Source organism: Thalassospira sp. UBA1131, from assembly GCF_002311515.1.
GTDB lineage: Bacteria > Pseudomonadota > Alphaproteobacteria > Rhodospirillales > Thalassospiraceae > Thalassospira.
This window is the reverse complement of sequence record NZ_DCAO01000043.1, coordinates 568-12880: the sequence shown is the minus strand read 5'-3', so window position 1 is coordinate 12880 and position 12313 is coordinate 568. Positions and strand designations below refer to the sequence as shown.

Below are 12313 nucleotides of genomic sequence, written 5' to 3'. Positions count from 1 at the left end.
GTTACCGGCCGCCTGATACGTCAATGATGCTGCCTGTGACATAGGACGCGTCGCCCGAGATAAGCCAAAAGATGCTTTGGGCGACTTCCTGCGGGTCGCCGGCACGTCCCAACGGGCAATTCGGGCCGAGTTCATGGGCGCGTTCCGGGCGGCCACCACTGGCATGAATATCGGTTTCGATGATGCCCGGGCGGACAGCATTGACACGGATCCCTTTCAGGCCGAGTTCCTTGGCAAGGCCGATGGTCAGGGTATCGATTGCCGCTTTTGATCCGGCGTAATCAATATATTCGCCAGGTGACCCAAGCTTTGCCGCAATGGACGAAACATTGACGATGGCGGTACCGGAACGAAGGGTTCTTGCGGCTTCGCGTGCAACCAGATAGGCACCGAGCACGTTGGTATCGAACACGGCTTTCATGCGATCAATATCCATATCCGCAAGTGTGCTTTGCCGGGCGACAATGCCTGCATTATTGACCACGGCGTCAATCGCGCCAAACCGATCACGTGCGGCCTCAAACAGGGCAATAACGCTGTCTTCATCGCGGACATCGCATTTGCGGGCAATCACATTGCCGGTAAACCCGGCGCGCTCGCACATCGCACATGTTTCATCAGCACTTTCCTGATTGCCAACAAAGCTTAACGCAACGTTCCAGCCTTTGGCGGCAAATAGAACAGCAGTTGCGCGTCCGATACCGCGTGATCCACCGGTGATCAGAACTGTTTTGGTCATTTCCACTCCGCATCGTGATCGTGATTTACTGTTTGGGGCACTATGGCGTGCTGGCCTGCGACTGGTCAAAAAGAAACGGCCCTGCTGTGGAGAAGCAGGGCCGTTTCAGAGGGAAAAGACAAAAATGCCGCAAGGATCATGAACCGTGATCCTGCGCTTCGTCTTTTGATGCAGACCAACCCGGGCGGGATTGATCCGTTATTCCGTATCCTTGGCATCTTGCGGTTCGTTTTTAGTTCGATCCGCAATGTCGTCTGCCGGATGGGCAGGGCCTGTATCAAGACCGAGCGCAGTTTTCTGACCAAGGGCCAGGCGCTCAAGGCCGTCATAGGCCGTCTGGCGACGACGGGATTGTATGACGCTCAAGGCAGTAATAGGAAAACGGATCACCGTTCATGGTCTCCAGCAAATTGACGTCCCGACGGGCCATCTTTTTGTCGCGGGACTGTCATACGTTAACCTTTGGCTAATGTGCATTGCGAAGGTTGCAACGCATTCATACGCGGGATGCATGCGCCGGTGTTTCGGGCGGGGAAAACGGCGTAGTATGTCCGAAAGTTCTTTGGTGCTTGCGCGACATCGGCACAAACCCTTACATAGGTCTTACCACCTGCCCAATGCCCCACATGTTTTAAAGAGGATCTTCATGGCCATTTCCGGTGATGCTCAACTTGCCAAACTGCTTGAAGCCGCCAATGTCGACAAGGATGTTAGCGCTGTCATCGACCTGATTGACGGTGTTCTGGCCGCAGCCCAAGGCAGCACGCGAGAAGACTGGATTGATCTGATTTGCCAATCCCCGGATGATGCCCTGCGGGCAGAATTGCTGGCCCTGCGGAATGAACGCAAGACACGTTTTAAAATGGCCAAGGATGATTTTGACGCTGCCCATCGACTGGATGCCTTGCGCACCTATCTGGCGGCCAAGGGCGTTGACGGCTTTATTGTGCCGCGCGCGGACGAACATCAGGGTGAAAACGTACCAGCACGGGCCGAACGTCTGGCGTGGTTGACCGGCTTTACCGGGTCTGCGGGCGCGGCCGTTGTGTTGCGCAACAAGGCTGCGGTTTTTGTCGATGGCCGTTACACCATTCAGGTGCGCCAGCAAGTTAACCGTGATCTGTTCGAATACCGCCACCTGGTCGAAGAACCGGTTGTCGGCTGGCTGCATGACCACCTGAAATCGGGAGAGAAGCTGGCTTATGATCCTTGGCTGCATACCGTGCAACAGGCGACCCATCTGCGGTCTGCCTGTGAAGCCGTGGGGGCAGAACTGATTGCGATTGATACCAACCCGATTGACGCCATCTGGCATGCCCAGCCGCACCTGCCGCTTGGCCCGGTTCGGCCACATCCGATGGAATATGCCGGCAAATCCAGTTTCGAAAAGCGCACCCAGATTGCCGAAATCCTGTCGCGCATTTCATGCGACAGCGCCATTCTGTCGGCACCTGACAGCATCGCGTGGCTTTTGAATATCCGTGGTGCCGATGTGCCGCAAACGCCGCTTGCACTTGGCTATGCAATCATCAACGGCGATGCCTCGGTCGAACTTTTCATGGACGAACGCAAAATCGCGCCAGAAACACTCAAATGGCTGTCGGGTGAGGCAACCTTGCGGGCACCGGGCGAACTCGGGGATGCCCTGAAGGCGATGGGCAATCAGGCGGTGCGTCTGGATGAAGCCACTGCAGCAGACTGGCTGCGCATGAAACTGTCCGAGGCTGGTGCCACCGTGCGTGTCGGTCGCGATCCGGTCGCCATTCCCAAGGCCTGCAAGAACGACGTCGAACTTGAAGGTTCGCGCAAGGCCCACAAACGCGACGGCGAAAAGATCATTCGTTATTTCAAATGGCTTGATGAAACGGCCACCAACGGTGATATCGATGAACGCGCCGCCGCTGATATGTTGCTGTCGATGCGTGCCGAAGATCCGCTGTTCCGTGATTCAAGCTTTGAAACCATTCCGGGCAGTGGCCCGAACGGGGCGCTTTGCCATTACCGCAATACCCCGGAAACCAACCGCAATCTGACCCCGGGCGAGATTTTCCTGATTGATTCCGGCGCGCAATATCTCGATGGCACCACCGATATCACGCGCACGACCGTGATCGGGAATCCGACACAGGAACATCGCGACCGCTTCACCCGCGTGCTTAAGGGGCATATTGCCCTTGCCCGCGCCATATTCCCCGTTGGAACGACGGGCCAACAGCTTGATACGCTGGCACGCATGCCACTTTGGGAAGCCGGACTTGATTTCGACCATGGCACAGGCCACGGGGTTGGCAGTTACCTTGGTGTGCATGAAGGTCCGCAACGTATTTCCAAGGCGCCGAACACGGTGGCCCTGAAACCGGGGATGATCCTTTCGAACGAGCCGGGCTTTTATAAGGAAGGCGAATACGGCATTCGCATTGAAAACCTGATTGCGGTAACTGAAATCGATGCGCCAATTGGGGCAGATCGCAAGATGCTTGGCTTTGAAACGCTGACCTTCTCGCCGATTGACCGCAAACTGATCGATCCGGAACTAATGACTAGGGACGAGTTGCAGTGGCTTAACGATTACCACGCACAGGTCTATGCGATGTATGCCGATGATCTCGATGATGATCATCGTGAATGGCTGCAAAACGCAACAGCGCCGATCAAAAAGAAATCAGACTGATTTCACGCTGCGTACTTGGCACTGACAAACAGGGTCGAATGCCCTATTAAGACTGCATTGGATCGATTCAAGAAAAGCGGTGAACCGCTTCTGAAAGCAGGAGGAAGATATGGCTGAAGTTGAAGCCCAGTGGATGGCAAATCCTGATCGCTATAACGATGAAAACTGGGACCGTTGCGGGCGCAGTGGATTGCTTCTGCCGAAAATCACGCTTGGTCTGTGGCAGAATTTCGGTGGCGTCGATGTTTATGAAACCCAGCGGGCGATGATCCGTCGCGCGTTTGATCGCGGTGTGTTCCACTTTGATCTTGCCAACAACTATGGTCCGCCGCCGGGCTCGGCCGAAGAAAACTTTGGCAAGGTCCTGTCTCAGGATCTTAAAAAGCACCGCGACGAGTTGATCATTTCCACCAAGGCGGGCTATCGCATGTGGCCGGGGCCGTTTGGGGAATGGGGATCGCGCAAATATCTGATTTCCAGCCTGGATCAAAGCCTTAAGCGGATGGGGCTGGATTATGTCGATATCTTCTATTCCCACCGGGTTGATCCCAACACCCCGCTTGCCGAAACCATGGGCGCACTTGACCAGATCGTGCGTTCGGGTAAGGCGCTTTATGTCGGGATTTCGTCCTATTCGCCGGAAATGACCCGCGAAGCGCATGCGATCCTCAAGGACATGGGTACGCCGTGCGTGATTCATCAGCCGTCCTATTCGATGGTCAATCGCTGGGTCGAGGATGGTCTGCTTGATACCCTTTCCGAGCTTGGTATGGGCTGCATTGCCTTTTCGCCGCTTGCACAGGGCCTTTTGACCAACAAGTACCTGAATGGTGTGCCCGAAGATTCACGTGCCGCCCTTGAAGGATCCTTCCAGAAAGGAATGCTGAGCGAGGAAAACATCAATCGCGTTCGCGCACTGAACGAGATCGCCAAACGTCGTGGTCAAAGCTTGGCCCAGATGGCGATTGCCTGGGTGCTGCGCCGTCCCGAGGTGACCTCTGCCCTGATCGGGGCGCGTCATGTTCAGCAGCTTGATAACAGCCTTGATGCGCTCAATAACCTTGAATTCAGCGCAGACGAGTTGGCCGAAATTGATAAATATGCCGGGGATGCCGGTATCAATCTTTGGCAGAAATCGTCAGACAGTCAGGCACCGGTCTGATCCAAACGGTTGATACGATGATAAAAACCCCGACCGAAAGATGTTTCGGTCGGGGTTTTGTTTATCAGAGCCCTTGTTGGCTTATTTTTGGTTGGCCATCGGGACGGTGCCGGCAAGATCACGTAATGTGTCGACAACCGCCTTGCCCCCGGCACTCAGTGGGCGATCCTGTAACCAGGACAGCATCACCTTGCGCGACAGTTCCGGGTTGGTGATGCGCCGTGCCTTGAGACGCCCGGTCGAGAGTTCCTGAACCAGCGAACTGCGCGGCAAGACGGTATGCCCGACATTGCGCGTCACCAGATCGACCAAAACGCGAAGGGCATCGGCCTCGACCACCGGCGTCAACGGCCGTCCCGCCCGAAATGCGGCTTCCTGCATCATGGCGCGCAGCCCGTGCTTGTTGGTCGGCATGATGAGTGGCAGGGACAAAACATCTTCGTAGGCGATTTCGGTTTCTTGTTCGCCGACCTGTGAGGGGTGGGAAATCAGAAACAGGTCTTCACGCCATAGCTGTTCGGCATGCAGGCTGCGTGAAATCATGCCGTCATGAAGGATCCCAATATCAAGTCGCCCCGAAAGTAGTCCTTCCTGCACATCGCCAGTCAGGTCTTCGGCAACCGTGATGTTGAGGTCAGGGTACCGATCGCGCAGAGTTTCAATCAGCGCCCCGGTAATGACGATCCCGGCACTGGGCGGAACACCGACATGTACATGGCCTGTCACCTGACTGCTGCGGGCCGACAGATCGGCTTCAAGACGGGCAAGATCGGTCAGGATTACGCGGGCCCGTTCGGCAAGCATCTGACCTGCTTCGGTCAATTTGACGCCGCGTCCGGTGCGTTCCAACAGTTTGGTATCAAGGGCCTCTTCGAGAAGGTTAAGCTGCCTACTGAGCGCGGGCTGCGACAAATTAAGCCGCTCCGCCGCGCGTGACAGGCTGCCGAGTTCGGCAATATGTACAAAGCTTCGAAGTTGTTTGATATCCATCGGGCGTGATCCTGAGCAGCTTTGCGCATCCATGTGCCTGCTAGATATAGCCAAAGCTGATATCTGATAGCAATTAATTCGAATTGAATAATGGCAGTTCACGGGTAACTATGGCAACCGATAGAGGATCGGAGAAACCCATGACGCCACCACCGTCACCACCGTCACCTTCTGAGCCCGGGCAACAGGGTGTCACGCCTGTCGTGTCGCCGGCCGGTTCCGCACTGACCATTGTGTTGCTTGCGACAGCTGCCTTGGCCATGAAAGGCCTTCTGGCAAAATTTGTTTATGCCACGGGCATGACAGTGGATGGCTTGTTGCTGTTGCGGTTTCTGATTGCCATGCCGCTCTTCTGGCTTGGTGTGGTTTTGTTTGGCAAGAACCGGCCGGGCGACCGCAAGATGAAACTGGTCGATCTCGCGTGGGGCGGGCTTTATGGCGGGCTGTTTTTCCTTGCGGCCCTGTTTGATTTTACCGCCGTTTCGTTGATTGAAGTCACCGTTTCACGGATCGTGTTGTTTACGTTCCCGGCTGTCGTGATGATCCTTGAGGCGCTCCATAAACGGCGCTTTCCACCATTTCGCCAGATTGTCTGCTTTGTCATAACCTATGTCGGACTTGTTTTGGTGCTGGCACCGGGCGGGTTTGGCGAAGTTTCGCAGGAGTTGTGGTACGGGGCGGCTTGGGCGTTCGGTTCTGCTGTGACCTATGCGATTTATCTCTATTTCGGACAGCGGATGATTACCGTTATCGGGTCGATGCATTTTGCAGCCCTGATCAACACCATGGCCGGTATTTGCATGGTGATTTACCAACTGATCGTGCAAAACCCGCTGAACCTGAACGTGGCCGGCATCATGTGGACGGCAGGCATTTCGATTTTTTGCACCGTTATTCCGTTCTTCCTGCTGTACGAGGGCATTCGAAGGGTCGGTGCGACGCAGGCATCGCTGATATCGCTTTCGGGGCCTGCCATGACCTTCTTTGCCGCCTGGCTGTTCCTTGGCGAAGTTCTGACAGTGCCGCAATTGGTTGGGTTTGTTGTGGTCACACTCGGTGTGGCGTCACTTAAAAACAGCTTTACGCTGGCGGGGCTGGGACGGTTGCTGGCACGGCCGTTTGCATCGGGCGGGACGTCGCAACGCTAATTGGGTTTGATGTTATTCGTCGCGTTGCCAGCGGCGAACTTCAATTTCATGTTCGGGTAAACGTTCACCGCGCCGCCATTTCAGCGGATCAATGAATTCCCCCGCCCAGACGCCGGTGCGTGCCTGTCGCGCCTGATTTTCATAGGCTTCGTATTCCGGCATCTGATCGGGGCGGGCAACCGCCATGCCCCGAACAATCAGGCTTTGTCCAATATCAACCCCGTTGGCATTTCGGCAAACGGCCATGTTGCGATGATACCGGTTTTTCCCGCGCACTTCGCAGGTGATGGGGGTTGCGACCAAAAGGTTGGTGGTCACCTGCCATGCCTCGGCACCGCAGGCCGTGCTTTTACCGTTAATCAGACATTCCTGAAAACGGTTCATGGCGTCCGCCCCCCACAGATCAACACGTTTGAAGCCGAACTCAAGCGTATCAGCATCAATCGCACGCGCCGGGCCCGACAGGGTATCAAAGTCCGGATCGGCCTTTGATGCCGCTGGAACGCATCCCAGCATCAGGGCAAAACCAAATGTGATCAGGCGGTGGGGAAGGGCGGGCACCATGTGGGCCTCAATACAGGTCGCTGTATCTGATTTCATCAAGCTGGGCAAAGATGACTTTCCACTTTTCATCTTGCTTGAGCAGCGCGAAGGCATAGTCGCAATCAAAGATCAGGTTGTTTTCCGAATTGCCAAAGCGGAACGAAACAATTGCACGCGCCCCACCGGGAAGGGCGGAATGCTGTTCAATCACCATGGATTTTGCCATGGCAAGATCAGCATTTTTCAGTTCATCAAAGAATGAGTGATGGTATTTGTGCAGATCGTCTGAACTGCCAATGGCCTGCACACCGGACAGATCATTGATCAGGCACGGGAAGTGGAAGAAATCATCAAGTGCGTTTTCTTCAAGCTTCAGATGGGCATCGACATAACGGCGAAAAAAACTTCCAAGGTCTTCCATCAGCACACACTCCCCGGTTAGGTCATTTTTATTCCGTGGCAATCAGATCAAGCCATCCCTGTTCATCAAGCACTGTAACACCTAATTCTTCTGCTTTCTTTAATTTGGAGCCCGCACCCGGTCCTGCAACCAAATAATCGGTTTTTGCCGATACGGATCCGGCGACCTTTGCGCCAAGACTTTCGGCTTTGACCTTGGCCTCGTTGCGTGAAAACAGCTCCAACTTGCCAGTAAAGACAACGGTTTTGCCATTGACCGGATTGTCGCTGACTTGCGGGGCTTCGACATCGGTGATGGTCAAAAGTCCTTGCAGATCATCAAGAACCTCGCGGTTATGATCTTCGGCCATGAATTCGATCAGGTCCTTGGCAACGCCGGGGCCGATCTGATCAATGTTGATCAGTTCGCGAAGGGCTTCGCTGTCGGCTTCATTGGCGGCAACCATGGCGCTGCGCCATTCGGCAAGCGATCCATAATGGCGTGCCAGAAGCTTTGCTGTTGCCTGACCGATCTGGCGAATGCCAAGTGCATAGATAAACTTGTCGAGCCCGATGGTGCGCCGTTCATTGATGCCATCAAACAGCTTGGTTGCGGATTTTTCGCCCCAACCTTCAAGCTTGCGAATGGCATCGCCGTGATCGCTTTCAAGGCGGAAAATATCGCCAGGCGACTTCAGCCAACCCAGTTCAAAGAACGCCTCGACATTTTTCGCCCCCAAGCCGTCGATATCAAAGGCGGTGCGCGATACGAAATGTTTCAGGCGTTCAACCGCCTGTGCCGGGCAGATCAAGCCGCCTGTACACCGGGTGACGGCTTCGCCTTCTTCGCGCATGGCGTGGCTGCCGCATTTCGGGCACTCGGTGGGAAATTCGTAAGGTGTTGCATCATTAGGATGATTGCCATCCTCGTCCAGAATGACCTCAACGACTTGGGGAATAACGTCACCGGCACGTTGCACAACCACAAGATCGCCGACCCAAACGCCCAAGCGGTCAATCTCATCTCGGTTATGAAGGGTGGCGTTGGATACCACGACACCGCCAACCGTAACCGGCTCCAGCCGAGCGACGGGGGTCAGGGCACCTGTGCGACCAACTTGAATGTCGATGGCCTTGATCCGTGTGCGGGCTTTCTCGGCCGGGAATTTGTGCGCAATCGCCCAGCGCGGTGACCGGCTGACGAAGCCGAGGCGCAGCTGCAGTTCAAAGTCATTGACCTTATAAACAATGCCATCAATGTCGTAATCAAGGTCGGGGCGTTGCGTTACCAGTTCGTCATAAAACGCCATGATGTCGTCGGCATTATGAAGCAGCCGGGTTAGCGGATTGGTGACAAAGCCCCATCCTTCGACCTTTTGCAGGAAGTTCCACTGCGTCTGGGCAAGGCTTTCGGACAGTTCGCCAAAGCTATAGGCAAAGAAGCGAAGCGGGCGTTTGGCACTGATTGATGGATCAAGCTGGCGAAGCGACCCTGCCGCTGCGTTGCGCGGATTGGCAAAGGTCTTGCCGCCGGTTTCGGCCTGTGTCGCGTTCAGTTTCTGAAACGCGGAGCGTGCCATATAAACCTCGCCCCGGATTTCGACCACATCGGGCGCATCATCGGCAAGCGTCTTGGGGATGTCGTCAATATGGGCGACATTGGCGGTAACGTCTTCGCCCTCCGATCCATCGCCACGGGTGGCAGCCGTGACCAGTTCGCGGTTTTCGTAGCGCAGAGACAAAGAAAGACCATCGATTTTTGGTTCGCCAACCACTTCGACCGGGCTGTGCGCTGTCAGGTTCAGGAAGCGACGAATACGGGCAAGAAAATCAACAATGTCTTCGCGCGAAAACGCATTGCCAAGTGACAGCATCGGGCGGGCATGCTTGACCTTGGCAAAGCCTTCGGCCGGGGCGGCACCGACTTCCTGTGTCGGGCTGTTTTTCTTCAGCGTCGGATAGTGGGATTCAAGTTCGATCAGGCGATTGAACAGCGCATCATATGTCGCATCCGAAACCAGCGGGTCGTCATTAACGTGATAGGCCTCGTTATAAGACCGGATACGTTCGGAAATTTCGGCATGCTGTTTGCGCGCCTCCGTGCTCGAAGACGGCAATTCGGGAAGTTCGGACATGTTTGACGCGTGTTCGGCGCTCATATTCTTTTTGTTCCGTATTCAAGGTTGGGTCGACGCGTTGGCGTCGGGATCAATTAGGTTGTTCAAGCAGGCTGTCGGCGGCGGCACGCGCCTCGGCCGTCACGGAATGACCGGCCAACATGCGGGCGATTTCTTCGCGCCGCGCACCATCGACAAGCGCATCGACGCGAGTCACCATGGTGCCGTCTGCCTCGCGCTTGGCAATATAGAAATGCGTGCGGCCACGGGCGGCGACCTGCGGGCTGTGGGTAATGACAAGGATCTGGCGTTCCTGTGCCAGAAGATGCAGGCGCTGACCGATGGCCGCTGCCGTCGCGCCGCCGACACCGCTGTCGACCTCGTCAAAGACCAGGCTCGGCACGGCAGAAACACGCGCCAGAACGACCTTGAGCGCCAGCAGGAAGCGCGAAAGCTCACCGCCCGATGCGATTTTGTTGAGCGCGCCCGGGGGACTGCCGGGGTTGGTGGCAACCGTAAACTGCACCCGGTCAATGCCGTCCGGACCCCATTCAGATTCTTCAAGTTCGGCAATGTCGGTAACAAAGCGGGCCTTTTCCATGCGAAGCGGTGGCAATTCGGCATTGATCGCGCCATCAAGCTTGGCGGCGGCTTCCTTGCGCGCGGCATGAAGTTTCTCGCCCGCTTCGATATAGGCTTTGCGATACTCGCTTACCGCGGCGGTCAGTCGGCTCAGTTCCTTCTCGCCGAATTCAAGCTGATCGATCTGGGATCGGAAATCCTTCATCAGCGCATTCAGCCCATCGACCGGAACATTGTATTTGCGGGCGGCTGCGCGCAGGGCAAACAGGCGTTCCTCGACATTTTCCTGATGACCGGTATCAAGATTAAGATCGGCCAAGGTGGCCGAGATCGCCCGGTTGGCTTCTTCAAGTTCGATCGCGGCACGATCAAGGGCCTCGATAATCGGTTCAAACCGGCCATCGGCCTTTTCAAGTTCACGCTCAAGGCACCGCTGGGCGCTGCGAAGGGCACTTTCGGCACCCTTGCCGCGCGAAAGTTCGGATCCGGCATCATTAAGGGCCGCAACCAGCTTTTCACCATGCATCAGGAACTGGCGTTCCTCGGCAAGGCGTTCTTCTTCGCCTTCTTCGGGGGAGAGCTTTTCCAGCTCATCGACGGCGTGGCGCAGCCATTCCTCTTCCTCGCGCGCCTTGTCAATGCGGGCGCGGGCAGCATTGAGTTCCTTTTGCGTTTCACGCCAGGCGCGCCAGTGATCACGCACGGTCATGGCAAGGGTGCCAAGATTGCCGTGGGCATCAAGCGTTGCGCGATGCGTTGTGGGATCAAGAAGGCCGTGTTGATCAAACTGGCCCTGAATTTCGACGCAGTAATCGCCGACATCGCGCAGCAGCCCGACCGAAACCGATTGGTCATTCACATAGGCACGCGACCGCCCATCGGAAGTGACAACACGGCGCACGACAAGGTCTTCGCCCTCAAGATCAATATCCTGATCTGACAGCAACCCGAAAACCGGGTGCCCCTGCGGCAGATTGAAGGTTGCGGTGACACTGCACTTGTCGCAGCCATGGCGGACAAGGCCGCTATCGGCGCGGGCACCCAGGGCGAGGCCAAGGGAATCAAGCAGGATCGATTTACCGGCACCCGTTTCACCTGTGAGCACGCTGAGCCCGTCGTGAAAATCGAGATCCAGTTTGTCGATAAGGACTACATTCCGAATGCTGAGGCGTCGAAGCATTGCTGGGTACTGATGTTGTTAACGGAGCAGCAGACAGGTACAGCCAAACTTGTTTGTGAATGTGCAGAGTGCCCAATCCCGCCCTGCCTTGCAAGCCTTGCGAAGGCGAAACGACATTCAATCCTGTCGTCCCAAGGGCGTTTGATCAAAATGCAGGGATATCAGACGTTAACCGCAAGTTGTTCTTTTTTTGTTCTATCTTGTCACAAGGCGGATTGTCAAGCAAACCCTTGGCCTTGCGAGGGTTTGCTTGATCGAAATCAGAACAGGCTGGAGATGGCGTTGGTCGTGTCATCCCACCAACTGCTGTCTTCGCGCTCCGGTGCGTCTTCACCAAGCATGAGACTATAGGACTCGCTGTAATACTCGCTGCCCGGGAAGTTGTGACCAAGCACGGCCGCGGTCCGTTTGGCTTCGCCTTCAAGACCAAGCGCAAGATAGCATTCGGTCAGGCGTGCAAGGGCCTCTGGCACGTGGGTGGTGGTCTGATAATTCTCGATCACCGCTTTGAAACGATTGATCGCGGCCAGATATTCGTTGCGGTCCTGATAATAGCGCCCGACATCCATTTCCTTGCCGGCAAGGTGATCGACCGTCAGGTCCTTTTTCAGCTTGGCATCGCGGGCATATTTGCTGTCAGGGAAGCGGCGGATGACGTCGTCAAGCGCATCCATCGCGTGCTGGGTCATCTGCTGATCGCGGCCGACGTCGGAAATCTGTTCGTAATAGGACAGCGCCTTGAGGTAATAGGCATATGGCACATCCGGGTTGGCCGGATGCAA

At 55.9% G+C, this 12313-nt stretch carries 11 protein-coding genes; 3 read left to right on the top strand and 8 right to left on the bottom strand.

Features of this window, described 5'->3' with window-relative positions; translation table 11 throughout:
• Position 1: 1 nt before the first annotated feature.
• Both B3Z49_RS06545 and B3Z49_RS06540 read right to left on the bottom strand, forming a co-directional pair.
• A complete protein-coding gene (locus tag B3Z49_RS06545) occupies positions 2 to 739 on the bottom strand; it encodes an SDR family oxidoreductase (RefSeq protein WP_296989140.1) in 738 nt (245 codons plus the stop codon).
• A gap of 198 nt (positions 740 to 937) precedes the next feature.
• On the bottom strand, positions 938 to 1129 hold the full coding sequence (locus B3Z49_RS06540) for a hypothetical protein (protein ID WP_296989137.1): 192 nt from the start codon (positions 1127 to 1129) through the stop codon (positions 938 to 940).
• Between the two features lie 256 nt (positions 1130 to 1385).
• Between B3Z49_RS06540 and B3Z49_RS06535 the strand changes: the two genes are divergently transcribed.
• Together B3Z49_RS06535 and mgrA are read left to right on the top strand one after the other, a co-directional pair.
• Positions 1386 to 3410: an aminopeptidase P family protein gene (locus B3Z49_RS06535; RefSeq protein ID WP_296989135.1), complete on the top strand. Its 2025-nt coding sequence runs from the start codon at positions 1386 to 1388 to the stop codon at positions 3408 to 3410.
• Between the two features lie 109 nt (positions 3411 to 3519).
• Positions 3520 to 4572 carry an L-glyceraldehyde 3-phosphate reductase gene (gene mgrA / locus B3Z49_RS06530; protein WP_296989133.1) on the top strand — a complete coding sequence of 351 codons (1053 nt, stop codon included), beginning with the start codon at positions 3520 to 3522 and terminating at the stop codon, positions 4570 to 4572.
• A gap of 81 nt (positions 4573 to 4653) precedes the next feature.
• Here the strand turns inward: mgrA and B3Z49_RS06525 are convergent, their stop codons facing one another.
• Entirely contained in the window at positions 4654 to 5562 is a 909-nt protein-coding gene (locus B3Z49_RS06525) for a LysR family transcriptional regulator (RefSeq protein ID WP_008889580.1), read from the bottom strand.
• Positions 5563 to 5702: 140 nt separating this feature from the next.
• Between B3Z49_RS06525 and B3Z49_RS06520 the strand changes: the two genes are divergently transcribed.
• The gene (locus B3Z49_RS06520; protein WP_296989128.1) at positions 5703 to 6710 is read left to right on the top strand and encodes a DMT family transporter; all 1008 of its coding nucleotides are present in this window, start codon (positions 5703 to 5705) and stop codon (positions 6708 to 6710) included.
• A gap of 12 nt (positions 6711 to 6722) precedes the next feature.
• Here the strand turns inward: B3Z49_RS06520 and B3Z49_RS06515 are convergent, their stop codons facing one another.
• From B3Z49_RS06515 to B3Z49_RS06495, 5 genes are all read right to left on the bottom strand, one after another.
• A complete protein-coding gene (locus B3Z49_RS06515) occupies positions 6723 to 7310 on the bottom strand; it encodes a thermonuclease family protein (protein ID WP_296989126.1) in 588 nt (195 codons plus the stop codon).
• Complete coding sequence (locus B3Z49_RS06510; protein WP_063088828.1) at positions 7282 to 7674, bottom strand: hypothetical protein; 393 nt, start codon at positions 7672 to 7674, stop codon at positions 7282 to 7284. The genes B3Z49_RS06515 and B3Z49_RS06510 overlap by 29 nt, the downstream gene beginning before the upstream one ends.
• A 28-nt stretch (positions 7675 to 7702) precedes the next feature.
• Positions 7703 to 9811, bottom strand: a complete 2109-nt coding sequence (gene ligA / locus B3Z49_RS06505; RefSeq protein WP_296989124.1) for an NAD-dependent DNA ligase LigA — start codon at positions 9809 to 9811, stop codon at positions 7703 to 7705.
• Positions 9812 to 9860: 49 nt separating this feature from the next.
• Positions 9861 to 11531, bottom strand: coding sequence for a DNA repair protein RecN (gene recN / locus B3Z49_RS06500; protein ID WP_296989122.1), 1671 nt, complete (start codon positions 11529 to 11531; stop codon positions 9861 to 9863).
• Positions 11532 to 11791: 260 nt separating this feature from the next.
• On the bottom strand, positions 11792 to 12313 hold a 522-nt coding region (locus tag B3Z49_RS06495; RefSeq protein ID WP_296989120.1), incomplete at its 5' end, for an outer membrane protein assembly factor BamD.

What these genes read in the sequence shown, in the direction of transcription:
- B3Z49_RS06545 (WP_296989140.1), bottom strand. Translation starts at nt 739, where the DNA reads ATGACCAAAACAGTTCTGATCACCGGTGGATCACGCGGTATCGGACGC.
- B3Z49_RS06535 (WP_296989135.1), top strand. Translation starts at nt 1,386, where the DNA reads ATGGCCATTTCCGGTGATGCTCAACTTGCCAAACTGCTTGAAGCCGCC.
- mgrA (WP_296989133.1), top strand. Translation starts at nt 3,520, where the DNA reads ATGGCTGAAGTTGAAGCCCAGTGGATGGCAAATCCTGATCGCTATAAC.
- B3Z49_RS06525 (WP_008889580.1), bottom strand. Translation starts at nt 5,562, where the DNA reads ATGGATATCAAACAACTTCGAAGCTTTGTACATATTGCCGAACTCGGC.
- B3Z49_RS06520 (WP_296989128.1), top strand. Translation starts at nt 5,703, where the DNA reads ATGACGCCACCACCGTCACCACCGTCACCTTCTGAGCCCGGGCAACAG.
- B3Z49_RS06515 (WP_296989126.1), bottom strand. Translation starts at nt 7,310, where the DNA reads ATGAAATCAGATACAGCGACCTGTATTGAGGCCCACATGGTGCCCGCC.
- B3Z49_RS06510 (WP_063088828.1), bottom strand. Translation starts at nt 7,674, where the DNA reads ATGGAAGACCTTGGAAGTTTTTTTCGCCGTTATGTCGATGCCCATCTG.
- ligA (WP_296989124.1), bottom strand. Translation starts at nt 9,811, where the DNA reads ATGAGCGCCGAACACGCGTCAAACATGTCCGAACTTCCCGAATTGCCG.
- recN (WP_296989122.1), bottom strand. Translation starts at nt 11,531, where the DNA reads ATGCTTCGACGCCTCAGCATTCGGAATGTAGTCCTTATCGACAAACTG.